Source organism: Niallia taxi (assembly GCF_032818155.1).
Taxonomy (GTDB): Bacteria; Bacillota; Bacilli; order Bacillales; family Cytobacillaceae; genus Niallia; species Niallia taxi_A.
The window spans coordinates 2,770,843-2,797,123 of the sequence record NZ_CP102589.1 but is presented as its reverse complement, the minus strand read 5'-3'; the positions used below and the strand labels follow the sequence as shown (position 1 = coordinate 2,797,123).

General features: G+C 38.1%; 25 protein-coding genes and 1 pseudogene. 17 read left to right on the top strand and 9 right to left on the bottom strand.

Features of this window, described 5'->3' with window-relative positions:
• Nucleotides 1–12 precede the first annotated feature (12 nt).
• Nucleotides 13–228: a hypothetical protein gene (locus tag NQZ71_RS14030; protein WP_317010879.1), complete on the bottom strand. Its 216-nt coding sequence runs from the start codon at nt 226–228 to the stop codon at nt 13–15.
• Between the two features lie 231 nt (nt 229–459).
• On the opposite strand from NQZ71_RS14030, the gene NQZ71_RS14025 reads away from it, so the two are divergent.
• Both NQZ71_RS14025 and NQZ71_RS14020 read left to right on the top strand, forming a co-directional pair.
• The gene (locus NQZ71_RS14025) at nt 460–1,254 is read left to right on the top strand and encodes a M15 family metallopeptidase (RefSeq protein WP_317010878.1); all 795 of its coding nucleotides are present in this window, start codon (nt 460–462) and stop codon (nt 1,252–1,254) included.
• Nucleotides 1,255–1,506: 252 nt separating this feature from the next.
• Nucleotides 1,507–1,722 (top strand): annotated as a pseudogene (locus NQZ71_RS14020) (RsfA family transcriptional regulator); the annotation flags it as partial.
• Between the two features lie 85 nt (nt 1,723–1,807).
• On the opposite strand, the gene NQZ71_RS14015 reads toward NQZ71_RS14020, so the two are convergent.
• From NQZ71_RS14015 to brnQ, 3 genes are all read right to left on the bottom strand, one after another.
• Complete coding sequence (locus NQZ71_RS14015; protein WP_186304015.1) at nt 1,808–1,945, bottom strand: hypothetical protein; 138 nt, start codon at nt 1,943–1,945, stop codon at nt 1,808–1,810.
• 84 nt (nt 1,946–2,029) lie between these two features.
• Nucleotides 2,030–2,275 carry a DUF2164 domain-containing protein gene (locus NQZ71_RS14010; RefSeq protein ID WP_317010877.1) on the bottom strand — a complete coding sequence of 82 codons (246 nt, stop codon included), beginning with the start codon at nt 2,273–2,275 and terminating at the stop codon, nt 2,030–2,032.
• 122 nt (nt 2,276–2,397) lie between these two features.
• Entirely contained in the window at nt 2,398–3,729 is a 1,332-nt protein-coding gene (brnQ, locus tag NQZ71_RS14005) for a branched-chain amino acid transport system II carrier protein (RefSeq protein WP_144454688.1), read from the bottom strand.
• 622 nt (nt 3,730–4,351) lie between these two features.
• On the opposite strand from brnQ, the gene NQZ71_RS14000 reads away from it, so the two are divergent.
• A complete protein-coding gene (locus NQZ71_RS14000) occupies nt 4,352–4,684 on the top strand; it encodes a YisL family protein (protein WP_260055683.1) in 333 nt (110 codons plus the stop codon).
• Between the two features lie 88 nt (nt 4,685–4,772).
• Here NQZ71_RS14000 and NQZ71_RS13995 read toward each other — a convergent pair whose 3' ends face one another.
• Complete coding sequence (locus NQZ71_RS13995) at nt 4,773–5,474, bottom strand: YoaK family protein (protein ID WP_144454690.1); 702 nt, start codon at nt 5,472–5,474, stop codon at nt 4,773–4,775.
• Between the two features lie 617 nt (nt 5,475–6,091).
• Between NQZ71_RS13995 and NQZ71_RS13990 the strand changes: the two genes are divergently transcribed.
• The 3 genes from NQZ71_RS13990 (at nt 6,092) to NQZ71_RS13980 (ending at nt 9,443) form a co-directional block, all read left to right on the top strand.
• Nucleotides 6,092–7,378: an MFS transporter gene (locus NQZ71_RS13990; RefSeq protein WP_375545280.1), complete on the top strand. Its 1,287-nt coding sequence runs from the start codon at nt 6,092–6,094 to the stop codon at nt 7,376–7,378.
• Nucleotides 7,379–7,541: 163 nt separating this feature from the next.
• The gene (locus NQZ71_RS13985) at nt 7,542–8,321 is read left to right on the top strand and encodes a Cof-type HAD-IIB family hydrolase (RefSeq protein ID WP_260055685.1); all 780 of its coding nucleotides are present in this window, start codon (nt 7,542–7,544) and stop codon (nt 8,319–8,321) included.
• An 84-nt stretch (nt 8,322–8,405) separates the two neighbouring features.
• On the top strand, nt 8,406–9,443 hold the full coding sequence (locus NQZ71_RS13980; RefSeq protein ID WP_144454692.1) for a DUF3231 family protein: 1,038 nt from the start codon (nt 8,406–8,408) through the stop codon (nt 9,441–9,443).
• 43 nt (nt 9,444–9,486) lie between these two features.
• On the opposite strand, the gene NQZ71_RS13975 is transcribed toward NQZ71_RS13980, so the two are convergent.
• Complete coding sequence (locus NQZ71_RS13975) at nt 9,487–9,849, bottom strand: group I truncated hemoglobin (RefSeq protein ID WP_144454693.1); 363 nt, start codon at nt 9,847–9,849, stop codon at nt 9,487–9,489.
• A gap of 549 nt (nt 9,850–10,398) precedes the next feature.
• Here NQZ71_RS13975 and NQZ71_RS13970 point away from each other — a divergent pair.
• The 6 genes from NQZ71_RS13970 (at nt 10,399) to NQZ71_RS13945 (ending at nt 18,037) form a co-directional block, all read left to right on the top strand.
• Complete coding sequence (locus NQZ71_RS13970) at nt 10,399–10,968, top strand: histidine phosphatase family protein (RefSeq protein WP_317010875.1); 570 nt, start codon at nt 10,399–10,401, stop codon at nt 10,966–10,968.
• Nucleotides 10,969–11,086: 118 nt separating this feature from the next.
• On the top strand, nt 11,087–11,533 hold the full coding sequence (locus NQZ71_RS13965) for a GNAT family N-acetyltransferase (RefSeq protein ID WP_275005169.1): 447 nt from the start codon (nt 11,087–11,089) through the stop codon (nt 11,531–11,533).
• Nucleotides 11,534–11,790: 257 nt separating this feature from the next.
• The gene (locus NQZ71_RS13960) at nt 11,791–12,339 is read left to right on the top strand and encodes an outer spore coat protein CotE (protein WP_127734284.1); all 549 of its coding nucleotides are present in this window, start codon (nt 11,791–11,793) and stop codon (nt 12,337–12,339) included.
• A gap of 169 nt (nt 12,340–12,508) precedes the next feature.
• Nucleotides 12,509–15,124, top strand: a complete 2,616-nt coding sequence (gene mutS / locus NQZ71_RS13955; protein WP_275005171.1) for a DNA mismatch repair protein MutS — start codon at nt 12,509–12,511, stop codon at nt 15,122–15,124.
• 27 nt (nt 15,125–15,151) lie between these two features.
• Nucleotides 15,152–17,047 carry a DNA mismatch repair endonuclease MutL gene (mutL, locus tag NQZ71_RS13950; RefSeq protein ID WP_317010873.1) on the top strand — a complete coding sequence of 632 codons (1,896 nt, stop codon included), beginning with the start codon at nt 15,152–15,154 and terminating at the stop codon, nt 17,045–17,047.
• Between the two features lie 429 nt (nt 17,048–17,476).
• Entirely contained in the window at nt 17,477–18,037 is a 561-nt protein-coding gene (locus tag NQZ71_RS13945) for an MEDS domain-containing protein (protein WP_317010872.1), read from the top strand.
• A gap of 139 nt (nt 18,038–18,176) precedes the next feature.
• Here the strand turns inward: NQZ71_RS13945 and NQZ71_RS13940 are convergent, their stop codons facing one another.
• Nucleotides 18,177–18,836, bottom strand: coding sequence for a hypothetical protein (locus tag NQZ71_RS13940; RefSeq protein WP_317010871.1), 660 nt, complete (start codon nt 18,834–18,836; stop codon nt 18,177–18,179).
• Nucleotides 18,837–19,083: 247 nt separating this feature from the next.
• On the bottom strand, nt 19,084–19,260 hold the full coding sequence (locus NQZ71_RS13935) for a DUF8096 family protein (protein ID WP_127734276.1): 177 nt from the start codon (nt 19,258–19,260) through the stop codon (nt 19,084–19,086).
• 256 nt (nt 19,261–19,516) lie between these two features.
• Here NQZ71_RS13935 and NQZ71_RS13930 point away from each other — a divergent pair, with 256 nt between their 5' ends.
• From NQZ71_RS13930 to NQZ71_RS13915, 4 genes are all read left to right on the top strand, one after another.
• Complete coding sequence (locus NQZ71_RS13930) at nt 19,517–19,864, top strand: ArsR/SmtB family transcription factor (protein ID WP_144454700.1); 348 nt, start codon at nt 19,517–19,519, stop codon at nt 19,862–19,864.
• Between the two features lie 15 nt (nt 19,865–19,879).
• Complete coding sequence (locus NQZ71_RS13925) at nt 19,880–21,178, top strand: arsenic transporter (protein WP_260055400.1); 1,299 nt, start codon at nt 19,880–19,882, stop codon at nt 21,176–21,178.
• A 33-nt stretch (nt 21,179–21,211) separates the two neighbouring features.
• On the top strand, nt 21,212–22,855 hold the full coding sequence (locus NQZ71_RS13920; RefSeq protein ID WP_317010869.1) for an FAD-dependent oxidoreductase: 1,644 nt from the start codon (nt 21,212–21,214) through the stop codon (nt 22,853–22,855).
• 158 nt (nt 22,856–23,013) lie between these two features.
• Complete coding sequence (locus NQZ71_RS13915; RefSeq protein WP_144454703.1) at nt 23,014–23,214, top strand: hypothetical protein; 201 nt, start codon at nt 23,014–23,016, stop codon at nt 23,212–23,214.
• A 760-nt stretch (nt 23,215–23,974) separates the two neighbouring features.
• Here NQZ71_RS13915 and NQZ71_RS13910 read toward each other — a convergent pair.
• Complete coding sequence (locus NQZ71_RS13910; protein ID WP_144454707.1) at nt 23,975–24,655, bottom strand: TetR/AcrR family transcriptional regulator C-terminal domain-containing protein; 681 nt, start codon at nt 24,653–24,655, stop codon at nt 23,975–23,977.
• Between the two features lie 191 nt (nt 24,656–24,846).
• Here NQZ71_RS13910 and NQZ71_RS13905 point away from each other — a divergent pair, with 191 nt between their 5' ends.
• Nucleotides 24,847–26,199 (top strand): MATE family efflux transporter, encoded by a 1,353-nt coding sequence (locus NQZ71_RS13905; protein WP_317010868.1) that lies wholly within the window; start codon nt 24,847–24,849, stop codon nt 26,197–26,199.
• Nucleotides 26,200–26,281 lie beyond the last annotated feature (82 nt).

Sequence of the window (26,281 nt, the reverse complement as noted above, 5' to 3'; positions counted from 1 at the left end):
CATCCTGTTTTCCTATTTCTTAGGAAATGCATCATTTAGTGTATGACTAAATTGCTGCATATTAGCATCTGCTTTTAGTGAATCAACATGGAAAGGATTGGCATCTGTTTTGCCTGCATCTGTTTTAATTCCCATCGTATCACCATTAGCGTTTGTGATGATGCCTTCTCTTGAGCCATCTTTATGTGCCTCTGTCTCTACATGGATATTGCCTGAATCTTTAGGCATAGTGGCATTCCCTCCAAAAAGTTTAGTCTTTTTATTGTTACATGAAAGGAATGTTTTTATGTTAGTAATCCAATAACATAAATCCATGTTGGGTGTGTAATCTAGTTTTTTTAGTTTTGTTATTCATTTGTAATGGTTTTATGTACAAACAACTTTATAATGATAATATTCCCTTTATAAAAAAGTGAGTAATAGAAATAAGTTGTAAAGCAACAAAAGAAAGGTGAAAATATGAAAAAAGTACTTACAGCGTCAGCCATTGCTTTAATGTTAAGCGGCTGCAGCACGATCCAACAAGATAATCAGCAAAAGGAAAACACTAATCAATCTGCCTCACAGCAGGATACTGTTAAAAAGGAAGAGACGCAAACAACAGAGTGGACAATCCCCACACAAAACCAAAATAAAGTAAAAAAAGAAGATGGACACTTTGTCCTTGAAAATCCAGAAAATATGTTAGCACTTGTCAATAAGGAATATTATTTGCCGAGTGATTATGAACCAAAGGATCTCGTCAGACCAGATGTTGCGTTTTCTTTTGGTGATGAGGATATACAAAAAAGTCATATGAGAAAAGAAGCGGCAGAGGCACTAGCAGATATGTTTAATGCAGCAAAAGAAGAGGGAAACATTCTTTATGCAGCATCAGGATACCGCTCGTATGAGAGACAATCTGCTGTATTTAAGCAAGAGGTTGCCAATGTAGGAGAGGAAGATGCAGAACAGGCTGTTGCTATCCCTGGCTCAAGTGAACATCAAAGTGGCTTAGCGATGGATATCACGTCACAAAAGCAAAATTTCCTGTTAACAGAGGAATTTGGCGAGGATAAGGAAGGCAAATGGTTAATGGCAAATGCCTATAAGTACGGATTTATCCTGCGCTATCCAAAAGATAAGGTAGACATCACTCAATATGAATATGAACCTTGGCACTATCGTTATGTTGGCAAAGATGCCGCAAAAATGATGAAGGATAAGGACTGGACACTTGAAGAGTATTTCGAGAATGGAGCTAAACAACAATAAACGTCTAATAGACTACAATTGATTTAAGGAAGACTAAATTGGATACTTATGCAGCAAACCAAACTCCGATTTCAGTCAGTGTATAAAAAATCGCTGAAGGCTTTTGCTGAACAATTAATCCAGCTTTCCTAGCTAAAGATAAAATTTGCTTGCCAACTGATAAAAAGTTTTAGGCAGAAATATAAAATGGCACTAAACCTAGACTGTTTCGTGTCGATATTAAGATTAATCAAGACGAACAAAGGTGATAAAATGCCAGATACATTTACGAGAGAACAAGATGCTTTGCTTGCTGAAACAGTATTGAGGCATATCCGTGAGGGTAGTACAGCAATTGCTGCCTTTGAAGAGGTTGCCGTAGTGATCAATAAAAGTGCTGCCACTTGTGGGTACAGATGGAATAATACAGTTAGGCACAATTATCGAGGAGCTTTCAGGCTTGCTAGAAAAAAGAGATATGAACTGAAATATGCTAATAACGGCAGTTAAGGCTTGCTTATAAGTAAGCTTGCACATCTGCAATTTTTGAAAGGCATCGATTGAAATCGATGCCTTATTCTTCATCATTAATCTCATTATCGCCAATTTCATCCTCGCCAGGCTGATCTGTGCCTGGGTTAATTTCGTTACAGCCTGTCATCATCGTACCGAGAAAAGCAGCAAGCAGCACTGCAAGCAATGTTTTACGCATGTCGTGTGAACCTCCCTTTAAAACGTTTCTTCTTTGCTAAGGTTAGCTTTCAAACACGTAATTATACATACATTGCTTTGTTTATTATTTCCTGATTGGTTTTTCCAATGTCAATATTTCATCCTCAATCGCCATGAATTGCTCTTCTACTAGCTTTTTCGCATCAGAAATTGCCAAATTATAAAAATGAGGCGCGATTGTTTCCTTGAAAAAATCAAGCACTCGTTCTGCAGCAAATTCGGATATTTCCTCATCCCTTTCTTGGGAGAAAAAAGTTTGGATATCGGAAATCATCATTTCCTGTTGTTCTTTTGTTAATTTATAAAACAATGATGAACAGTCCCTTCCTTTTAATTAATTGTACTATACATCGAATAAGCAACTTATTATAGGCTTGTTTTTTCATAAAAAATGTGGCTGACAACGAGGTCAGCCACATTAAAGTTTATTTATTAATTATTAAGTAAAGTATCGTCCTGCTTAAAATTCAATACATACCCAATCAAGCCGCCAATAATAGCTGGGACAATCCATCCTAAGCCAATGCCGTACATTGGAAGGAAGCTTGCGAAGAAGGAATCCAGTGCAGGAATCTTCAGTGCTGTTTCCTGGAGGCTGTCCACAAGGCTGATAATAAAGGTAAACAATAGACTGATTTGATATACTCCAGATCTACCCTTGAATAGGGGGTGAAGGAATGTTAAGAATATCAGCACTATTGCCAAAGGATAAATGATAGTTAATACAGGTACAGAAATGGCTATCAACTCAGTAAGTCCAACGTTTGCAATAATAGCACTGAATACGGAAAGACTTATTGCGATTACTTTATAAGAGATAGCAGGGAAAAGCTTATGGAAATAAGTAGAGCAAGCTGTTATTAAGCCAACACTTGTTGTTAAACAAGCAACAGTAATCATTAAGCCTAACAATACTCCGCCGTATGTTCCAAAGTAAAATTCAGATACACGCGCTAAAACCTCTCCACCATTATCCAAATGTCCCAGCTTTTCTACACTTGATGCACCCATATAGGAAAGGGCTGAATAAATAGCTGCAAGAATGACAGCGGCAATTAATGTTGCCATTAAGCAAACCTTTAGAATTTGTCCTTTTGTGTTGGCTCCTTTTTCGCGAATTGCGTTAATAATGATAATTCCGAATACGAAGGACGCCAGTGTATCCATTGTTAAGTAACCTTCTTGGAAACCGTTAAAGAAGGAATTAGTCATATACTTTTCAGAAGGTGCCTGGAATTTGCCGATTGGGAAAATCACAGAAACAACAACTAGGATGCCGATAAACGTCAATTTAATTGGTGTTAAAAAACGGCCGACAATATCGACGATTTTAGCTGGGTTCAGTGACAAGAAGCAAGTAATAGTAAAAAAGATAACTGTAAAAATTAATAGTGCAATGCCGGAAAAACTTTCTGAAACAAATGGCTTTACACCGATTTCAAAGGAAACATTTCCAGTACGCGGAATTGCAAATAATGGACCAATTGCCAAATATAATACAGTTGTAAAAACAAGTCCGAACATTGGATGCACACGGCTAGCCAATGATTGCAGATCCTCTTTGCCAGAAAATCCAAAAGCCATAACCCCTAGAAGTGGCAAACCTACACCAGTTACAAGGAAGCCTGCATTCGCGGACCAAATTTCACTGCCTGCTGATTGACCGAGCATTGCTGGGAAGATAAGATTACCAGCACCAAAAAATAATGCAAACAACATGAGACCAATAATAACGATAAATGAAAATGGTACTTTAGTTGACACAATAAAACCTCCAAAACTTAAATCAATATAAAAGTTAATTGCTTGAAAATACCTCTACACGATCTTAGTTGGCGAAATCGTAAATAGAATAGCAATTTTCAAAAAATTATAGCCAAATGAAAATTCATCAGATGTTACCACATGTTTGTCTGTCTTTAGAATGCCTTTCATTCACATATTTAAACTTTTAAATGAAATGTCTTTAGGGTTTTTTAGTCCTTGCAATATCGAAAACGATAAAATTGCTGCCTGTAGTACTTGGAAAATGACAAGGCAATATATCATAAAAGTATTAAAAAGTTTAGAATTACTAGAAAATAGTGTAACATCATGGTGGCATTTACAATGGCTGAAAAAATTGTATCAGTTATAAACTTCTTGCTTTTTTATAAACAACGTTCACTATGTTAAATGATTAAAATTAAAATTTCAAGAGTTTCTGAGATGTTTCGTTACTCGGAAGATAGAAAAACGGTAATTTAAAAGCGGTTTATTTACGGAGGTGGTAGGTTTGAGTGCGTTTTCAGTTTATTGAAACTTAGGTTTGTCGAAATTGATAGTTTTATTGGATATTTATTTTTATTCTATGTTACTATTTTGAGAGGGAAAGGAGGGGGAAAGTTTGGGACATATACATATAACAGCATGGGCGTTGGCTCTTATTCTGTTTGTCATTTCATTACTTTTGTATAAAGGTGGCAAAGAAAAGGGCAGTAAAATTGTCCATATGGTATTAAGGCTGATGTATTTAGCGATTATTGGTACTGGTGTAACGATGCTAACATACACAGGGCTTGATGTAATGCACACATTGAAAACATTAGTAGGATTATGGGTGATTGCGTCACTTGAGATGATTCTCATCCGCACAAAAAAAGAAAAGAAAACAATCGTTTTATGGATTCAGTTTGTCGTCGCGCTTATTATTGTACTATATTTAGGCTTCACTCTATAAGAGCAGGAACATGACAAATAGCAAAAAGCCCGCAGTATAAAAGCTGCGGGCTTTTGCTATTTACAAAGCATGCTTTATTACTTGTTTTTTATTGAAGGGATGCTTTTCTATAGTAGCCTTTATCACGGTGATATAACAGAATAGCAACAATAAGGAAAGCAGCAGCAATCCAAATAGATGTTTTTCCAATATAGGTTGTGGAAAAGGTTCCAAGCAAGGCACCAAATAAAAAGGAGCCAATAATTACCCCGAAATCAATAAACTGCCGTTTCGCCTCTTTATCATGGCTTACAAAGGCAGCGTATGCAGCTTGTGTGGCAGTCCTGAGATTACCTGTTGCAATGGTTGAATTATATGCCCATTTATCAATCTTATTAAATGTCGATATTTGCAGCGAAGATACGAATGCAATGCTGACAGTAACAATCATATTTGGCACGCTCATTGGCAGGAAGCCGATAACTAAGAGTACAAAAAACTCTAAAATGAGGATGGAGCGGCGGTAGCTGTAGACGAGATGCCGTATATGCGGGATTTTCACTATTTCAGAAACAAGCACCCCTAATACGAAAGCAACAAGCGGAGGAATGTACAAAAGTGCCCCTTTCCATTCGCCGTTTGCGGCTTTAACAGCGAGCAGCACCATATTGCCTGTTTGGGCATTTGCAAACACACCGTCTCTGCTGACAAAGGTGTAAGCATCAAGGAATCCCCCAACAATAGCTAGTAATAATCCCATATAAATCGAATTGGAGGAAAGGGAGGGGATGGTTTTTAATTTTTCATGCATGTCTATTCTCCTTCTCCTTTTTCTAATATTTGCAGCAATTATCAGGAATATGAATTGCAAAATATAGTTTACCATAATGATTGCCAGCTAACAGGAAAAAATCCAACAATTTTATGTATTTTAAGAAAAAAACGTAAGGGATGAATAGTTTGTTTTCCTGCATAAAAGGAATGCAGGAATATGGAAGCTTTATAAAGAATTAAATAATCGGAGGAAATTTCGTCGTTATATGTCGCGCTAGTAATTAATTGAAATCTTCCTTAATATAACAAAAACATACATCGTAAAAATGTTAGGAGGAAAAATGAACTTTACTGTTAACAAAGAACATCCGAATGGGTAGAAGCAATGCAGAACGGAAGCTAATGTATGCGAAGTATAGTCACGCAGGCATTGGATCACATCCTTGCTTTTTTAGAGCTGGAAGCCACAGCCTTAGGCATTACCTCCATTCTTGTAAAAACGAAGGATTAATAAGGCAGCGGTCACTTTTTATGAAAAACATGGCTATCAGCGTATCGTAAGCTGCGGATACTATCAATCCAATAGTGAAGCGTTTGCTTTGAAAAATCTCTGACTAACACCAACTCCTTAATAAATATAGAAAGGGAATAATTATGGGGAACTTAAACAAACAAAGTGCTGCAGGTGCAATCATGCAAAGCACCAAGAGTAACACGAAATGGAATCAATATTTGCTTATAAGCATTGTATTTGGAGGCTTTTTAATATTTGGATTTTCGGAAAATATTAAAGGACCTGCTATCCCGCTTATCCAGTCAGATTTCAATGCGAGCCAGACACAGATTGGTTTGCTTTTGGCATTAAACTCATTTGGTTATCTCCTTGCATGCGCCTACACCTCTTGGATGTCTGATAAAATAGGTGTTAAATGGACAGGGACATCCGCTTTTCTCATTATGGCATTGTCAGGTGTATTCATTTACTTATCTGCAGGATTTAAGACAGTATCTGTTTCCTTTTTTATTTTGTATTTAGGCAATGGCATGCTTGAAATCGCTCTGGGCATTATGGCAGCCCGTATTTTCACAAGAAACACAGGCACAATGCTCAATATCTCCCATTTCTTTTATGGATTAAGCTCCACTGTTGCTCCAATGTTTGCTGCATCTGTAATGGATTGGCAGGTGGGAGCAGGGGCGCTTGGCTGGCGTGGTATGTACGTTCTTTTCCTAGCATTGTCCTTACTGCCAATTATTCCGTCGCTTTTTGGTAAATTTCCGGCAGAAGAGCATGAAGAAGGAGAAACCGCTTCCTTTAAATCACTGATGAAGGATCGGGTTGCTTGGCTAATTGTCGCCGTCCTTTCTTTAGGAGTTGTATCAGAAATGGCGATCGGTGGCTGGCTCATAAACTTTTTAGTGCAGGCATATAATTGGGATTTGAAGCAGGCGTCCAATATGCTGTCATTGTTTTTTCTATTCTTTATGCTTGCGAGGCTTTTTCTTGGACCGATAACAGATAAAATAGGCTTTGCGTTATCGATCATGATATTTTCAGGCTTCTCTGGCATTTGTACGCTAGCAGCCATTTTAATTGGTGAAAAGGGTGCGATTTTATATGCTATATCAGGCATAGGCATTGCTATTGTTTATCCAACAATAATGGCACTTCTTGCAAAACGTTATCCGAAAAAGACGGGTACAGCAATAACCTTCACTGTTACATTAATGGGAATTGCGAGCGTTATCGGCAACTTTTTGATAGGACTGATAATTGATGCAGCAAGAATTATTGCAGGTAATTTTGGTGCTGCAAACAGTGCTGTGATTGGCTTGAAGTTTGGTTATGGGTTCATCGGGCTGCTTGCACTATTATGTTCAGTAAGCTGCTATTTCTTGTATAAAACATTAGAAAAAAATAAAAAAATAATTGGTGAGTAATTCGTTTACATATGATTAAGTATTTCGTTATTGACCTGAAATGCGTTTCATAACATAAACTTAGTGCAAATGAGAGCTGTTAAAATGAAGGGCTTATTTTAATAAAGAAATAACAATTTAATTTGGCAGCAGGAAAATCAACTTATGGAAAGCAGGGAATGAAATGAACGAGAAAAGTATTGTTTTTTTTGATATAGATGGGACTTTACTAACACACGAAAAGCAACTTCCACAGTCTGCAAAGGAAGCTGTCTTTCAATTAAAGAAAAACGGCCATGAAGTAGCGATAGCAACAGGCAGAGCGCCATTTATGTATGAGGATTTGCGCAAGGAATTAGAGATTGATTCTTATGTTAGCTACAACGGCCAATATGTTGTTTTAAAAGGAGAAGTCATTTATAAGAATCCATTAAATATTATTGCGTTAGAGAGACTAGCAGAAACGGCTCTTCTTAATGACCATCCTATTGTATATATGGATCACGAGGATATGAAAGCAAATGTTGTAGAGCATGCTTTTATCCAAGAAAGCATCCAAACACTTAAAATCGGCCGCTTCCCGACACACGATCCTCTTTACTATAAAGGCAGAGATCTGTTCCAGTCCCTTCTGTTTTGTCAAGAGGGTGAAGAGAAGCAATACGAGCAAATTTTTGAGGATTTTGATTTTGTCAGATGGCATCCGTTGTCTGTCGATGTCCTTCCAAAAGGAGGATCAAAGGCAAGAGGCATAGCAAAAATGACAGAAAAGCTCGGCATTGCAAAAAGCAACCAATATGCCTTTGGTGATGGAGAAAATGATATGGAAATGCTGACAGCAATTTATAATAGTGTGGCAATGGGCAATGCAGAGGACCATATTAAGGCTGCTGCTAAATATGTGACAAAGTCAGTTGATGAGGACGGTATTGTTCACGGTTTGCAAATGGTAGGTTTGCTATAAGGTTGGTTATGCTAGATTATTCCATTGCATAAAGTAAAACCTTCACGTTAAAAATAAGCAAAATGATTCGTGGAGGAAAATGCCTTGAATACAATCAAACCGATTAAAATAGGCGCACATAAATCCAGTTCTGGCGAAAGGCTAACATCAACCGAAATGGCAAAGCTGTGGGCAACTTATATGGGTAACAGCATGTCCTTGTGTATTTTAAGGTATTATTTGCAGCATTGTGAAGATCAAGAAATTAAAGCACTCTTGCAAGAGGCTATAAAATTGTCGACGGTATTTTTGGACACGACAAAAGGAATTTTCGACAAAGAGAATATTCCTTATCCAATTGGTTTTACAGAAAAGGATGTCAATATAAATGCACCAAGATTATACGAGGATGAATTTTACGTTCATTACTTAAAGTATGCAGCAAAGGCTGGCTTGAGCATTTACCAAATTGCGATACCAATTGTCTACCGGAAGGATGTTAGGGAATTTTTCATTTATTGTATGGATGCTACGATTGCTCTTATTGAACAAATCAAATCAATCCAAATGAAAAAGGGGCTTATTATGAAGCCGCCGTATATACCTGTCCCAGAAAGACCGGAATTTGCAAATGAGGATTTTCTTAACGGCTATTTAGGGAAGGTCAGACCATTGCACGCAATGGAAATTGCCCATCTTTACGACAATATCGAAAACAATGTCACGAGTAAGGCGCTTATTTTAGGCTTTAGCCAAGTAGCAAGGCACGAAAAGGTAAAAAGCCTCTTTGTAAGAGGGAAAGAGATGACACATAAAAATCTGGAACGTTATATGGACCATCTTCACAACGAAAATCTGCCATCACCAGCATTTTTAGATCATCTCGTGACAACATCAACATTTGCACCTTTTTCAGATAAATTAATGACTTTTCATAAAGTGGACATGTTTTCCATGAAAATAAGAGCATTTGGAAATTCACTTGCTGTTAATGGCCGACATGATATCGGTCTGATGTACTCAAAGTCGCTTATGAACATCATGCTGTTCGTTTCGAACGGTGCTAAAATTATGATGGAAAATGGCTGGATGGAAGAACCGCCACATGCGGTAAGTCGTGATGATTTGTCTAAGCCTAAATAAGATCATGAAAAGCGAAAGAAGGAGTGCTCCTTCTTTCGCTTTTTTATTTGTATAGAATATCATCCTTTAATGTGCCAACCTTCTCTAAGGCTGTTTGGATATCTTCTTCCCCAACTCCGTAATGTGCAAGTGCTGCATGCAGGTGCTTGACGATCGCCTGGAAATGTTCTGGCTGAATATTCATTCCCTCGTGGGCTTTTGCCATTGCTTTGCCTCCATATTGCTTTGGACCACCTAATGCAAAGCTGATAAATTTTGTTTGATGGCTGCGCTGTTTTTCCATATTTGTGTGTTCAAAAAAATGCTTAACTGATTCATCCTTTAATACTAACTCATTGTAAAAATAATCAACTACCTTTGAAATGGCAGCCTCTCCGCCTACTTTGTCATAAAGTGTTTGTTCCATAAATATTCCTCCTTTTTCTACTAAGTATAGAATGAACAATTTTTTCTATTTTTATCCTTTTATCTGACATTTTATAGGCTGTATTAACAGGAGTTAAGTATCGTTGTGACGAATTAAAGAAGACAATCTTTTGGAGGGAAGGAAAGTGCGATGAATAAGAACGGTCAATTGGAATTAATTAATTTACTGGATATAGTGAAAAACAAGCCAGAATAAAGTAATTTTATTGTCATTGAGGTTAATAATCATGCACTTCGTATTGCTGTAATTGATTTGAGAATTTCATTTGCATCAGCATGACGATTTTGATGAATTGTTTATGAACTAGAGGGCGAGCTGTTTATTGATCTAGAAAACAACAGGACTGTTACCCTGAGTCCTTGGGGATATGTTTACAATTCCACAAAACGATGCATCGCACTCGTTCCTAAGAGCGGACTGTTAATATCTGCTTTGTAAAGCTGAGTAATGATATATGGGCTTTTAAAAATTTTAAGCGTAACTGCAATTATCTTTGCTGAAATTTTAAAAGAAACGGGGGAAAAGCAGATGGACTTAGGCTTAATTAGGCATGGCAGCACGGCTTGGAATAAAGAGGGAAGAGCACAGGGAAGCTCAGACATTCCTTTAGACGAAGAAGGGCTTAAAGGTGCTAAGCTGCTTGCAGAACGTCTTCAAGAGGGCGATTGGAAAATTATTTATTCAAGTGATTTAACACGAGCAAGGCAAACAGCAGAAATAATCGCAAATAAGCTACAAATTAAATTAGTGTTAGATGAAAGATTACGCGAAACAAAAGGCGGCTTGATAGAAGGAACGACAGAAGCAGAAAGAATAGAAAGATGGGGAATGAACTGGCGTGAGCAGGATTTAGGTATTGAAAGCAGCGCAAGCGTAAAAGCACGCACGCAATCCTTTGTAAAGGAGCTGGCAGCGACAGCAGTTCAACAAAACACCTTGATAGTCAGCCATGGAGCCTTGTTGAAGGCCATCATTCTTGAGTTGACACCAAAAGCTGTGTACGAACAATCCCTTAAAAATTCATCATTAACTTCATTGACGTTAGTTAACAGCATATGGGAGTGCCATCTTTATAATTGTACGGAACATTTAATGTAAAAAAGCCTTATTAATGAGTTGCTGCATCTTTTGAGTCCAATAAGTGTTTGGGCTTTTTATTATGCAGCTTATCCTTCATATTAAACGAAGTAGCTACATGATAAAGGAGAGATGTGTTATGAAAATACGCAAATTAGAAGAAAAAGCTGCACCGTTAAAGCTGCTCCTGTCAGCAGATCCTTCGCTTGAGCATATAAATGATTACTTAAGAAGAGGGAATTGTTATATTGCCGAGGAGGATTCAACATTACAAGCTGTATACGTGTTGCTGCCGACAAAACCAGGCACCGTAGAATTAGTAAATATTGCAGTGGAAGAAAAGGTGCAAAATAGGGGCATCGGCAAGCTGCTTGTAAAGGACGCTGTACGCAGGGCAAGGCTTGAAGGATTTAAAAAAATCGAGGTTGGCACAGGCAATTCGAGCATTGACCAGCTTGCTTTTTATCAAAAATGCGGTTTCCGTATTGTCGGAGTTGAGTTTGATTTTTTTACAGATTATGAAGAGGAAATAATTGAAAACGGCATTAAGTGTAGAGATATGATTCGATTAGCGCAAGCCCTGTAAAAGGAGCGCCAATAGCTGTTATGTACAAATTGTAGATTTATCAAGCAGGCTGAGCTTAAAAATCATTTTTTATTGCCTTCAAGAAGAATTCATGTTGTTCGTCTAGAAAATCTCTCGAACTTCGGCACATTTGCCCGTCATTTTCATACAATGAATTAGGCTTAAGCTTTAATTTGTATGCTTCAAAAATTATCGCACACTAGTCTCCTATCCCGCATAGGATGAAATGAAAATGAATGAGGAGGTTTCGCTCGAAAATGGGAGAATATAGAGAGATTATTACAAAGGCAGTCGTTGCGAAAGGACGTAAATTTACAAAATCCAACCATACGATCTGCCCAGACAACAGCCCTTCCAGCATTTTAGGGTGCTGGATCATCAACCATACGTACGAAGCGGAAAAGATTGGAAAGACAGTAGAGATTTGCGGCTACTACGATATCAACGTTTGGTATTCCTATAACGACAACACACAAACAGAAGTCGTGACAGAACGAGTTGAATATACAGATACCGTGAAATTGAAATACCGTGATCCAGATTGCCTTGATGATCACGATGTAATTGCACGTGTTCTTCAACAGCCAAACTGCATTGAAGCAGTCATTTCACCAAATGGCAACAAAATTATCGTCCATGTCGAAAGAGAATTCCTAGTGGAAGTAATCGGGGAAACAAAGATAGTTGTAGAAGTATTCCCTGAACACAAAGAACATGATGGCGATGATGTATGGGGCTTGGATGTTGAGGATGAAGAGTTTGAAGATTTGAATCCTGATTTCCTTGTAGGATCTGAAGAAGAATAGAACTAGGAGTGACTTCCTAGTTCTTATTTTTTCACACATATGAGATGGTTTGCAGATGCCTGCAAACCATTTTTTTCTGGCAGAAGGAACCACCTGAAACATGCTGGTCGATTATGCTATAATGGTAGAATAATAAATTGAAATATGAGTTATGCTTTTGGAGGATTTTATGACGACGTATACGCCCATGATACAACAATACTTACAAGTAAAGGCAGATTATCAGGATGCCTTTTTATTTTTTCGTTTAGGCGATTTTTACGAAATGTTTTTTGATGATGCAATTAAAGCATCACAAGAATTAGAAATTACGCTAACGAGCAGAGAAGGCGGGGGAAGTGAACGAATTCCGATGTGCGGCGTTCCCCACCATTCGGCGAAAAACTATATTGAACAGCTAGTTGAGCGCGGCTACAAGGTGGCAATCTGTGAGCAGACAGAGGACCCGAAGCAAGCAAAGGGAGTTGTCCGCAGAGAAGTCGTTCAGTTGATTACCCCTGGAACGATGATGGAGGGAAGAAACCTTTCCGATAAGGAAAATAATTATATCGCTACAATCACTGTATTAGGTAACAATTCCTATGGATTTGCCTATAGTGATCTGTCTACAGGAGAATGCAAAGCAACAAAAACGATCGGATTTGAAGCAACTTTGAATGAACTGTCTTTATCAGGAGCTAAGGAGCTTATTATTAGCCCCGATTTCCCAGAAGAGAGCAAAAAGCGCCTGCAGGAGCGGACAACATTGACTGTTTCCTATGAAGTGGAGGCAGAGGGGCTGGAGCAATATGAAGCCTTGTTAGCTGATGTGCTCGATGAAGAGCTGCGTCTTGCTGTGGGACGATTGTTTGCTTACCTTTACAGAACGCAAAAAAGAAATCTCGATCATTTGCAGCCTGTTGCTGTTTATGTGATTGATGATTTCATGAAAATCGATTACTTCTCGAAACGAAATTTAGAGCTGACAGAAACGATTCGCTCAAAAGGAAAAAAAGGCTCTTTACTGTGGCTGTTAGATGAAACAAAGACAGCGATGGGAGGCAGGCTTTTAAAGCAATGGATCGACCGTCCCCTTTTAAATAAGGAGAAAATCGCTGAAAGGCAAAATTTGGTTGAGACGATGATAAGCCATTATTTTGAAAGAATGGATCTTCGTGAAAAGCTGAAGGAAGTGTACGATCTCGAAAGACTTGCAGGTCGGGTTGCATTCGGTAACGTCAATGCCCGTGATCTTGTGCAATTGAAAAAATCACTGCAGCAAATTCCGGCAATCCAAGAGCTGGTAGCACAGTTTGGAACAGATGCAGCAAGCAGACTAGCACTTGAATTGGATCCTTGTGAAGAGGTGACAGACTTACTAGAAACAGCAATTGTTGAAAATCCTCCTCTGTCTGTAAAGGAAGGCAATATCATTTTAGACGGCTATAATGAAGAGCTGGACAGGTATCGTGATGCGAGCCGTAACGGGAAAACATGGATTGCCCAGCTTGAGAGACAAGAACGGGAAAAAACAGGCATAAAATCGCTGAAAATCGGCTATAACCGTGTCTTTGGCTACTATATTGAAGTGACAAGAGCAAATGTTCATTTGCTTGAGGAAGGCCAGTATGAACGGAAGCAAACATTAGCAAATGCCGAACGCTATATTACGCCTGAATTGAAGGAAAAGGAAAGCCTTATTCTACAGGCAGAAGAAAAAATCGTAGAGCTGGAATATGATATTTTCACGATTATTCGCGAAACGGTTAAAGACTATATTCCAAGACTGCAGATGCTTGCAAAAACAGTCAGTGCCCTCGATGTGCTCCAGTGCTTTGCAACGGTAAGTGAGGAGCGCCGTTATGTGAAACCAGCCTTTTCATCTGAAAGAGTACTTTCCATTCAAAATGGACGCCATCCTGTCGTGGAAAAGGTCATGAATTCACAGAGCTATGTTGCCAATGGCTGTTTGATGGACAGTGATAGAGAGCTGCTGCTTATTACTGGTCCAAATATGTCCGGTAAAAGTACGTATATGAGACAGATTGCTTTAACTAGCGTCCTTGCCCAAATCGGCTGCTTTGTTCCGGCAGAGGAGGCGACATTGCCAATCTTCGACCAAGTATTCACAAGAATCGGTGCAGCAGATGATTTGATTTCTGGACAAAGCACCTTTATGGTAGAGATGCTGGAGGCGCGAAATGCTCTTCTTCATGCAACAAAGGACAGTCTAATATTGTTTGATGAAATCGGAAGAGGGACAAGCACATATGATGGAATGGCTCTTGCTCAGGCAATCATCGAGCATATCCATGACATTGTTGGCGCGAAAACATTATTCTCCACCCATTATCACGAGCTGACTGTTTTAGATGAGGAGCTTGGCCGTCTCAAAAACGTCCATGTCAGTGCAATGGAGCAAAACGGCAAGGTTGTTTTCCTTCATAAAATCAAAGAAGGAGCGGCAGACAAAAGCTATGGAATTCATGTTGCTCAATTGGCAGAGCTTCCGAAAGAGCTGATTGAAAGAGCACAAGAGCTGCTTACATCCCTTGAGCAAAAAGAGGAACACAAGCAAGTGGACAAGCCGCAGACAATAGTGAAGGAGCAATCACCGGTTGTTGAGGTGGAGTCAGATGCTCAGCTGTCGTTTTTTGATGAAGGTAAAGCACCAGCGGCTAAGCCATTGGCAGGTAAGGAAAAACAAATCCTGCAAAAGATTAAATCATTAGACATTTTAGATATGACACCAATGCAAGCATTAAATACGCTTTATGAACTGCATAAAAAAATAAAAAATGACTAAGTGCAAATAAAAGAAGAGGTGAGGAAAATGGCAAAGATATTTCAACTGGATGACGCACTTTCCAATAAAATTGCTGCAGGAGAAGTAGTTGAAAGGCCAGCCTCTGTTGTTAAAGAATTAGTAGAAAACAGCATTGATGCGCAAAGCACAAACATCGAAATTTTTATTGAGGAAGCAGGACTGCAAAGCATTCGAATTCTCGATAACGGTGCCGGAATTGACGAGGAGGATGTACTCACAGCCTTTTCCCGCCATGCGACAAGCAAGATCAAGGACGAAAATGATCTGTTTCGAATACGTACACTAGGCTTCAGAGGAGAGGCGCTGCCGAGTATCGCCTCTGTCTCCCATGTGCTTTTAACTACATCAACTGGGGAAAAGGGAACAAGTGTAGAGCTTGAAGGCGGACACCTAAAGAAGCACGAGAGCGCGCCCAGCCGAAAAGGAACAGAAATAACGGTTTCCAATTTGTTCTTTAACACCCCTGCCAGGCTTAAGTATATGAAATCCATTCATACAGAGCTCGGCAATATAACGGATATTGTCAACAGGCTTGCATTATCACATCCTGAGATTAGCTTCCGGCTCATCCATAATGACAGAAAGCTCCTTCATACGAACGGGAATGGCGATGTGAGGCAGGTTTTAGCTAGTATTTATGGCTTAAATATCGCCAAGAAGATGATTCCAATCACAGGGAAATCATTGGATTTTACTTTATCAGGATTCATGGCATTGCCTGAAATCACAAGAGCATCGCGCAATTATATCTCAACTATGATTAATGGCAGGTTCATTAAGAATTACTCGCTTGTTCGCAGTATTCAGGAGGGCTACCACACATTGCTGCCAATCGGCAGGTTCCCGATTGTGCTCTTAAATGTGGAAATGGACCCGATGCTTGTCGATGTCAATGTGCATCCCTCTAAAATGGAGGTTCGCTTCAGCAAGGAGCAGGAGTTAAATGAATTGGTGAGTGCAAGCATAAAGGCAGCATTCAAGAAAAAGGAATTGATTCCGGCTGGCTTCATCCGTGAAAAAGCAAAAGCGACCAAGGATGAACAAACGTTTCTTTCCTTTGATCAAGTGAAAGAAGCTCGACCAGAAGTACCACAACCGGCACAGTCCTTTGCCTTCCCGGCATTTACAAACGAACCGCCGATTTTTGATGACATAGCTGTGCCTGCAGTGACAGAGGAGCAAGATGTGTTTGTCCGAAATGAGCCGTTTATTCCAGCGTTTAATAGTACGGATAATTACGCGCAAAAGCCAGAGTCAGAAGCAGAACATAATGAGGAGACATGGGAAGAGGAAGTGCTTGAGGATGTAGCCTCAGAAAACCGCGTCCCGCCATTATATCCAATCGGACAAATGCATGGCACGTATATTTTCGCCCAAAACGAAAGAGGCCTGTATATTATCGACCAGCATGCCGCCCAGGAACGAATTAAATATGAGTTCTATCGAGATAAGGTCGGCGAGGTTCATAACGAGCTTCAGGAGCTGTTGATTCCACTAACATTAGAATATTCATTAGACGAATGGATGAAAATTGAAGAGAATAAAGTAGAGCTCGAAAAGGTCGGCGTCTTCCTTGAACCATTCGGCCAGCAAAGCTATCTCGTCCGCTCCCATCCTCAATGGTTCCCAAAGGACGAAGAAACAGAAACAATCGAAGAAATGATCGAACAAGTCCTTTCCATGAAAAAAGTCGACATCAAGCTGCTGCGCGAAGAAGCAGCCATCATGATGAGCTGTAAAGGGTCCATAAAGGCAAACCGCCATTTACGCAATGACGAGATCGAAAGCTTGCTTGAAGAGCTGCGCCACACATCAGATCCGTTTACATGCCCTCATGGCCGGCCGATTATTGTGCATTATTCTTCTTATGAGATGGAGAAGATGTTTAAGCGGGTTATGTAGCAGATGTTAATGGACGTATCGTAAGTTATAGCTAAACTTACCTCCTAAAGTAGATTTTCGTAGTAAGCTGCTTTCTTTTTCCTGTATTTTAAAAAACAGTAGTGGCTTTTATCTGTTGTAATATAATGATGAGTGGCCAATCGGTCACTCATTTTTTTTGTTGATTACTACTTTCTCTAATACCTGTGGACCGATTTTGTTTTACTATGTCTTAAGGACCGCTAAATACTTGGCTGAAACTTACCCCTTAACTATATTAGCTGTTTATATAGAGAATAATAAAAGCAGTATGTCCACTACAAACTTGCAGGATTATTAGTTTATATTTCAAATTACCAGGGAAAATTAGTTGCAAATTAGTATAGCAAGGTTATAATTTAGCCAGTAATGTAATAAACGTAGGGAGATATAAAAGTGGAGAATACACGATTGGTAGAATTATTACATTATTTTGAAGGGGAAGAAGGACATATATTTTATCATTTTGAAAATCAAGAAAAGTACCTTCAGAATGTAATAACTTTTATAACTACTGGAGTAAAATTAGGCTCTAATATTATTCTCATTGAAAATGACAGAAATATATCCAGAATAAAGGAAACTTTAAATAAGAAACTAAATCCAAGTGAAAGAGACAAAGTTCTTCTTATCAATAATTTTGACTTTTATTTTGAAAATAAATGTTTTGATCCTCAACGAATATATGCTTATTATAAACAAAGCATCCAGCCTTCTTTGGATAACAACATTCCTGTATGGACATGGGGGCTTGTGGAGTGGGGGGATGATAAGGAAATATTAAACCAAATTGAAATTTATGAAAAAAAGGTCGATCGGTATGTAAATGAAAAGGGAATAATCTCCGTATGTGCCTATGATAAAACCCGTACACCTAATGGATTAAAGGACATGTTAATTAAATGTCACAGTGTAATGCTAACAGATGATACTGTTATATTCCCTAGCAAAATGGATACCTCGTTCGGTTAATCTTTTATATTTTTTTCACCTTGAAGCTGCCAATTTGAACTTCACCCAATTGTTAGACAGTGTCTAACAATTGGGTGAAGTTTTTTTATGACTAAATATACAAGTAGTCATTTTGTTCCTCTCTTAATTTACCACTTTATCATTTTAATTCTTCGTACACTGTTCCATCTGTATCGATAACTACTATCTCCGATTCTTCATTGTCTAAGCCGACTAGGATATAAGGATTTTTTTCTTCTGATTGGTTATATGTTGTTCTGATGTGAACCTCTGTCTGTCCTTCTTTGTTTTCTACATCTGTCACTTCAATTCTATTTCCTGCCATCTTTTCACCTAGGCTTAAAGCAATCTCCTTTTGCCCTTCCATAATAGTAAACACTTTAAATCCTTTTATAGAGGTATCTGTTTCAATGTTATGGAGATGAGCTAGAATGTTTCCATCTTGGTCTTGCACCGTTTTATCGTCTATCCAATAATTCACTTGATTGTAGTCAATGTATGCAGCATATATTAAAGCATAAACCACCACGCCCAAAATGACTGTCTTTCGCAAGAAAACTATTTTCCCAATAAGGAAAAAAACAATAGCCATTAAAATAATTCCTGCGCTTATAACTCCAAATGGCATACCTTCAAACCCACCAATGACACCCATAGAAACTATTAAACTAATAACTCCCACCACAGTGACAGCTATTGATCTTTTTACATTACTTATCTCTTTTCCGTATATGTAGGTGATTACATAAGAAACACTTCCGATTAACAAACCAATTAAAAACAAAATTGAGAACATCATTTCCCCTCCAAGTAATATATCTTCCAACTATTTACATCTTATACTTTCTAACAAAACAGAACAATACATTATATTGAAAAAATTGTCATTTATGTAGAAGGAATACTTGAGATTGTATAAAAAGACAAGTGGAATCTTATTGGATTGTTAAGTCTACTCAGAAGAATAATGCAAGCAATGAAGGTTAGAGCTTTTAAATAAATGTAATTTGCGGTTAGCCTACTAAATAAAAAAGACCCAACAAGGGTCAAATACTTTTCTTCATACCACATTGACGGCATTCACGGATGAAAATGAAATCCTTAACGGAGCTCTTGAATTGAGCATTGTCGCAATTATCACACCGTCCGCTCTTAACATCAGGGTATTCCTTATAATCATAAACTATCGTTGTATCATAACCGTTATATTTTTCTTCGCTCAAGCGATCACCCTCAAATTAGATTTGCTTATTCATAATAACATAAGCAATATTTCTGGAATACTGCTATTTTTAAAAACGAATCAATCCGAATCCTTCTTAAAGGTAAAAAAACTCTAAAAGAAAGGTTTAGGATTTGAATGGCGGAAAAATCGGGAAAAGGGTTAATAAAGCTTCATGTAAAATTAACTCTTTTTTATATTTGTATATAAGCATATACTTATGTAGGGAACTAACCTAAATAAGGTGGTGGTGCATTATGAACCAAGAAGATACGCTGGAATTAAAAGAGACTGCGAATGTGCTAAAGCTGTTAGGCGATAAAACTAGATTATCCATGGTCAATATGTTGGCAGAGCAGGAATGCTGTGTATGTGAATTTGTGGAGATTTTTCAAATGTCACAGCCGGCAATCAGTCAGCATCTCCGCAAGCTTCGCGATATTGGACTTGTGAAGGAACAAAGAAAAGGGCAATGGGTAGTCTACTCGTTAAATAAGGAAAGTGCGTATTTTCTTTTGATACAAGATGTATTAAAGCATATTCCGAGTGAGCGGGATAAATTTATTTGGTTAGAAAACAATGGATTGAGAATTATATGTAATTAACGGAGGGTAACAGCATTGCTACAAACTTTTTTAGCTATCATTATTTTTCTATTAACACTAACTTTCGTTATCTGGCAGCCGAAAAATCTTTCAATAGGTTGGTCTGCCTGTGGAGGAGCGATGCTCGCTCTGCTTGCAGGGGTGGTTGATTTCCGTGATGTTGTCGACGTAACAGGGATTGTGTGGAATGCTACTTTGGCATTTATTGCAATCATTATCATTTCATTGATATTAGATGAAATAGGCTTCTTTGAATGGGCTGCATTACATATGGCAAGGATTGCTGGTGGAAATGGGATAAAGATGTTTATTTACGTTTCAGTTTTAGGTGCAATCGTTGCCGCACTTTTTGCTAATGATGGCGCAGCACTTATACTGACACCAATTGTGCTGGCAATGGTGCGGGCATTGAAATTAGAAGAAAAAATGGTCTTTCCATTTATCATCGCAAGTGGATTTATCGCAGATACAACTTCATTACCTTTAGTTGTAAGCAACCTAGTTAATATCGTGTCTGCCGATTTCTTTCAGATTGGATTTGTAGAATACGCGTCAAGAATGATCATTCCAACAATCTTTTCGATCATTGCAAGCATTCTGGTCCTTTACTTATACTTCCGCAAGCAAATTCCAAAGGTGTATAATATAAGCCATTTGAAAAGCCCCATGAGTGCTTTAAAGGACAAAAAAATGTTTCGGATATCTTGGATTATTTTAGCTGTATTGCTGATTGGCTATTTTGCGAGTGAGTTTCTTTCTATTCCAGTTTCATTTGTTGCTTCTGTTATTGCGATCGCATTTCTGCTGTTTGCGAGAAAAAGCTCTGCGGTGTCTATTAAGCATGTAATAAAAGGGGCACCATGGGCAATTGTTTTCTTTTCGATTGGCATGTATGTTGTCATTTATGGCCTTCGAAATGTTGGGTTAACAGATTTACTAGCTACTATTATTCAAGCAGCAGCAGACCAAGGATTATTTGTCGCTACACTTAGTATGGGCTTCATTGCTGCCATTATTTCGTCCGTAATGAACAACCTGCCAACAGTACTGATAGATGCATTAGCAATCGCAAATACTAATACTTCTGGGGTAATCAAGGAAGGTTTAATATATGCAAATGTTATTGGTTCTGATTTAGGACCGAAAATTACACCGATTGGTTCACTGGCAACTTTATTATGGCTCCATGTTTTATCACAAAAAGGAATGAAAATCTCATGGGGAACGTATTTCAAAACAGGTATCATCCTAACGATACCAACGCTTTTGATTACTTTAATCGGCTTATATTTGTGGCTTTCCATTCTAACATAGTCAAATATAGATTTTATATTGGAGGTTAATATCATGAAAATAATTATTATTGGTTCTGTAGCAGCAGGTACATCTGTAGCAGCAAAAGCAAGGCGAAACGATGAAACAGCTGAAATCACTCTTTATAATGCTGACTATGATATCTCCTATTCTAGCTGCGGCATTCCGTATTTCCTTGGCGGAGAAGTAGCCGAGTTAGATACCTTAACACCTAGAAGTGCTGCATCCTTCAAAAAACGCTATAATGTGGATATTTTTACGAGACATGAAGTAAAACAGATTGATGCCAAGCAAAAGAAAATAAAAGTAAAAAATTTAGATTCAGCTGAAGTGAAGGAAGATACATATGACGTATTAGTATTTGCAACAGGAGCATCACCGATTACTCCAGATATTGCAGGCGCTGATCAAAAGCATGTTTTTCAAGTTCGTACTATTCAGCATACTGCAGCTATTGATCGCTATATGAAGGCAAATCAACCAAAGAAAGTAACCATCATTGGTGGTGGATATATAGGTCTGGAAATGGCCGAGCAACTGACTCAGCGAGGGTTAGATGTAACGATCGTTCAACGCAGTAATCATATAATGGCACATCTGGATGAGGATATTGCGTCACGTGTGGAAGATCACTTAGTGAATAAGGGAGTCACCCTCATTTTAAATGATGAAGTAACAGCTATTAGTAAGACGGATATACAAACAAAGTCAGGAAAAGTGATAGAAGCGGATATGGTTATATTAGCTGTTGGTGTACGCCCAAATACACAATTAGCAAAAGAAATCGGCGTAACAATTGGCGATACTGGAGCTATTGCCGTTAATAGCAAAATGCAAACGAATCTGCCACATATATATGCTGTTGGAGATGTAGCAGAAAGCTACTCTGTTATAACGGGAAAACCTATTTATCGCCCGTTAGGAAGTACAGCAAACAAAATGGGAAGAATTGCTGGAGATGTTATTACAGGCGGGACTTTAGAGCACAGAGGCGTTTTAGGGACAGGCATCCTAAGAGTGTTTGATTTGGCTATTGGTCAAACGGGGATGAATGAAACAGAAGCATTGGCAGAAGGTTTTGATATCGAAGTTCTTCATAATATAAAACCAGCAAAAGCAGAGTATCTTGGCGGAAAGGAAATAGTCATTAAAGCAATTGCAGATAGAAAAACAGGCAGAATTCTCGGTGTACAAATCGTAGGAGAAGAAGGCGTTGATAAAAGAATAGATGTTTTTGTTACAGCAATAACATTTAAAGCAAAAGCAGAGGATCTGTTTCACCTTGATCTCGCCTATGCCCCTCCATTCAGCACTGCAAAAGATCCTGTCATGTATACAGGAATGGCCTTGCAAAATGCGATTGATAAGAAAAATAAGCTGATTACACCGAAAGACCTAACAGAAAGAATCGAAAAAGGTGAAGCAATTCAAGTAATTGATACAAGAGCACTAAAACAATACAATGTCTCAAAAGTGGAAACCGCTCTAAATATACCACTAGCAGACCTGCGTGAAAAATGTAAAGAGCTTGATCCTAACCTCCCAACAGTAACCTATTGTAACAGTGGAGTCACTGGCAATGCGGCCCAAAATGTATTGCGCCAAATTGGTTTTCAAGATGTTTATAATCTTTCTGGAGGGAATAAAAATTACCAAGATTATTTAAAGAATAAATGATACCAGCATTTTTATTAGACCTTAGTTCAGCTAAGGTCTTTTTTGCATAGCTTAGTACGTGAAAGAGAAAGTTTGGTTGTTCTATTATCGTTTATTCTATTAAATGAAACTTACACATTTTTTAATCGTATATACTAAAAACAACTGGGAGGGCAGGTATGAAACGGTACATAAGTATTTTTATACTTAGCATATTATTAGGTTTAGTGTTATTAGGTTTTTTAATTCCTCTAATGATTGGGATAGACTCAGTGGGTGAAGTGGATACAGTTATTGGGATACTTTGCATTTTCTTTGGTTCATTTATTATAACTCAGCTATTTTACATAATTGATTTAATCAAAAAGCAAAAAAGTTAACTTCTTTTACCGTTCAATCTACCCGGAATTTGTCGATAATCATGATAGGGAAAATCTTTTTCAGAGAAAAAACCAAATAAAGCAAGGGAAGTTCAAAGATGAAATATAGAAAAAGAAAACCAAACAAATTTAAAGACTTTTTTAAAGAGAGTTTGTTTGAAATAGTACTTGAAGGGATTTGGAACATTATAACATTTATTCCAAGGATGCTGATTCGCTTTATAGTTGATCATTGGTGACTGGGTATCAAAAAAAAGCGGTTTTAATTGGAAGAATCGTGTTGATATCGGAAGTAGTATTTCAAGCATTTGATAGGGGATAATAAATTGTTCATATTAGTTTTTTTATTTGATGTCATTATAAGCTTTACGGTGTTGGCAATTACATTCATTTCCTTTGACTCAGTTAAAAGTAATAGTAAAATTTTAAATAATATTGCTGCAGGTTATGGTTTAATTGGAATTCTTTTAGTAGGAACAGGCATACATTGGAGGAGGACAAACTTTAAAAGCGTATTACTATATATCAATTGTTACACAAGTCATTATTCTAGTTTTCTCCCTTTTACTAAATCGTATGAGTAAAAGGGCTGGAGGTTCAAAGCCAATAAGTATTTGTTCACTTAGCTTAGTTACCATAAGTTTTATCATGTATATTTATTATATAGTCGCAAGCTTTATTTATTATTAATAGCTCTTTTTTCTTTTATATTTAGCAAGTGAAAACCGCCCATCGTTAAGCTGATGCGCGGTTTTTTCTATTACTTATTCTGTTCCATAATCACTTGCTCAATTCCCAAAATGATTACCTTCAATCCAAAATCAAAGGCTGCGTCTGTTCCCATCATTTCGAACAGCCCGCCTGTGAACATTCTTTTAAACAAGCCGGCATCTTGTTCACTCATCGTGTCGAGAAGGCGTATTAACTCATCACCTGGAAGTGTTTCCTGTTCTTTAAGCATAGCCGAGACATTGCGCTCATGCTGGTAATCGTCAAGTACGAAGTAGAACACATAGTTTACAAGCGTTGTTACGACTTGCATTTTCTGCTCTTGCTCAAGCGGAGTCGATTCCACACAAAGCAGCATGGTGTTAGTGAAGCGGATAATGTCTGGTTCATGAGGAAGTGTCATCATCATGAGCTGGGTGGAGCATGGATAGCGGCTGAGTACGCTCCTTGTTGTGATCGCGAGCTCGGTCAATTGCTCCTTCCAGTCTCCATCAGAGTGAAACTCCTCTAGAATCACTTTGGATACAGTGTTTGCTAGACGCTGATAGAGATTCTGTTTGCTTTTGAAATACCAATACAAAGAGGGGGCCTGTATTCCAAGCCTGTTGGCTAATTTCCTCATACTTAATTTTTCGATTCCATCCTCGCCAAGAAGCTCCCACGAGGTTGCTAAAATTTTATCCTCTGAAATCTGCGGCTGCTGTTTTTTCATTTTTAATCATCCTTTTATCTAACAGTGTAAGTTTATGCTTTACACGCTTATAAAATCATGATATCATCTAACACTGTAAGAGGCAACCTTACACTGTTAGGTAATAGCCATAATAAAGCGCGTTTATTTATAGGGTGATAGTTGTCGTTAAATAAATTATTGATAAAACAAATAGAAAGTAGTGATTAAATATGGAGACAGAAAATCTCTATTATTTTGAAAAAGCACCTGTCGCAAAAGCTGTAGCTCATTTTGCTGTGCCGATGATGATAGGTTCATCAATGAATGTTATTTATTCCATTCTGAATGCGTATTTCCTTGGTACACTTCATAATACGGCGATGTTAACTGCACTTGCATTAACATTGCCGTTATTCGCCATTATTATGGCGCTTGGCAATTTGATTGGCATGGGCAGCGGTACATTCATCTCCCGCTTACTAGGAGAGAAAAAGTATAATGATGTAAAGCATGTGTCTTCATTCGCCTATTACAGCAGCTTAGTTCTTGGTATTATCGTGATGCTTATTGGTCTCCCGTTGATTGATCCAATCGTTCATGGCTTGGGAGCAAATTCAGATTCCTTTGGATTTACAAAGGAATATGTGACGGTTATGCTTATTGGTTCACCATTCGTTATCTTGTTTTTTACACTAGAGAATATTGTCCGCTCAGAGGGTTCAGCTAGACAATCGATGATTGGGATGATTCTCAGTGTTGTTTTAAATATAATTCTTGATGCTTTAGTCATCTTCGTGTTTCATTGGGACGTGATTGGCGTTGCAGCCGCAACCGTTATTTCCAACATAGCAGCAAGCTTGTATTATGCCTATCATATGAAATCGAAAAGCCAATTCTTAACAATCTCTCTAAAATGGTTCAAGGCTTCTAAGGACATTCTGAGCAATGTATTAAAAATTGGAGTTCCTATCTTTATTATGAGCGTCTTTTTAGGTGCCATGTCGCTTATTTTCAACCATTTTCTTGTTGATTACGGAGAACATGCTGTAGCAGCTTACGGAATTTCCTCGCGATTACTACAATTTCCTGAATTTATCGTGATGGGCCTATGTGAAGGAGTCGTACCGTTAATTGCCTTTGCTTTTACAGCGAATAAATTACGTATGAAAACGACTATATCCTTTACAATAAAAGCAATCGTGACGCTAGCAGTCGTGTTTGGCATCATTGTCTACTTTATTTCTGACCACTTGATTGGCTTATTTACAAATAACCCACAATTAATTGAAATGGGTAGCTACATCTTACATGTAACGTTTTTATCCTTGTTTATTACAGGAATGACCACTTTGTTTACTGGGATTTTCCAAGCAACAGCACAAGGGACAGCCGCATTTATTATGTCGATTATTCAAGGGATTACACTAATACCTGTATTATTTATTGCAAATTCTATGTATGGCTTTGAAGGGGTAGTCTGGTCCCTTGTGATTGCAGATGCAGTCGCATTTCTTGTTGGTGCAATCATGCTGTTTGTTTTGCGGAACAAACTACAACCTGATTTGGCGAGTTTAGTTGAGTAGAAACAACTTTCTGCAAAGCAGTAATTTGTGAGAATTTAAATAAGGAAACCTTCTCGAAAAAGTAAAAGGCTTTAATTTATGT

Coding starts and splice junctions, on each gene's coding strand:
- NQZ71_RS14030 (WP_317010879.1), bottom strand. CDS start 228: ATGCCTAAAGATTCAGGCAATATCCATGTAGAGACAGAGGCACATAAA.
- NQZ71_RS14025 (WP_317010878.1), top strand. CDS start 460: ATGAAAAAAGTACTTACAGCGTCAGCCATTGCTTTAATGTTAAGCGGC.
- NQZ71_RS14015 (WP_186304015.1), bottom strand. CDS start 1,945: ATGCGTAAAACATTGCTTGCAGTGCTGCTTGCTGCTTTTCTCGGTACG.
- NQZ71_RS13995 (WP_144454690.1), bottom strand. CDS start 5,474: ATGCATGAAAAATTAAAAACCATCCCCTCCCTTTCCTCCAATTCGATT.
- NQZ71_RS13990 (WP_375545280.1), top strand. CDS start 6,092: ATGGGGAACTTAAACAAACAAAGTGCTGCAGGTGCAATCATGCAAAGC.
- NQZ71_RS13985 (WP_260055685.1), top strand. CDS start 7,542: ATGAACGAGAAAAGTATTGTTTTTTTTGATATAGATGGGACTTTACTA.
- NQZ71_RS13975 (WP_144454693.1), bottom strand. CDS start 9,849: ATGGAACAAACACTTTATGACAAAGTAGGCGGAGAGGCTGCCATTTCA.
- NQZ71_RS13970 (WP_317010875.1), top strand. CDS start 10,399: ATGGACTTAGGCTTAATTAGGCATGGCAGCACGGCTTGGAATAAAGAG.
- NQZ71_RS13965 (WP_275005169.1), top strand. CDS start 11,087: ATGAAAATACGCAAATTAGAAGAAAAAGCTGCACCGTTAAAGCTGCTC.
- NQZ71_RS13960 (WP_127734284.1), top strand. CDS start 11,791: ATGGGAGAATATAGAGAGATTATTACAAAGGCAGTCGTTGCGAAAGGA.
- mutS (WP_275005171.1), top strand. CDS start 12,509: ATGACGACGTATACGCCCATGATACAACAATACTTACAAGTAAAGGCA.
- mutL (WP_317010873.1), top strand. CDS start 15,152: ATGGCAAAGATATTTCAACTGGATGACGCACTTTCCAATAAAATTGCT.
- NQZ71_RS13940 (WP_317010871.1), bottom strand. CDS start 18,836: ATGATGTTCTCAATTTTGTTTTTAATTGGTTTGTTAATCGGAAGTGTT.
- NQZ71_RS13930 (WP_144454700.1), top strand. CDS start 19,517: ATGAACCAAGAAGATACGCTGGAATTAAAAGAGACTGCGAATGTGCTA.
- NQZ71_RS13920 (WP_317010869.1), top strand. CDS start 21,212: ATGAAAATAATTATTATTGGTTCTGTAGCAGCAGGTACATCTGTAGCA.
- NQZ71_RS13915 (WP_144454703.1), top strand. CDS start 23,014: ATGAAACGGTACATAAGTATTTTTATACTTAGCATATTATTAGGTTTA.
- NQZ71_RS13910 (WP_144454707.1), bottom strand. CDS start 24,655: ATGAAAAAACAGCAGCCGCAGATTTCAGAGGATAAAATTTTAGCAACC.
- NQZ71_RS13905 (WP_317010868.1), top strand. CDS start 24,847: ATGGAGACAGAAAATCTCTATTATTTTGAAAAAGCACCTGTCGCAAAA.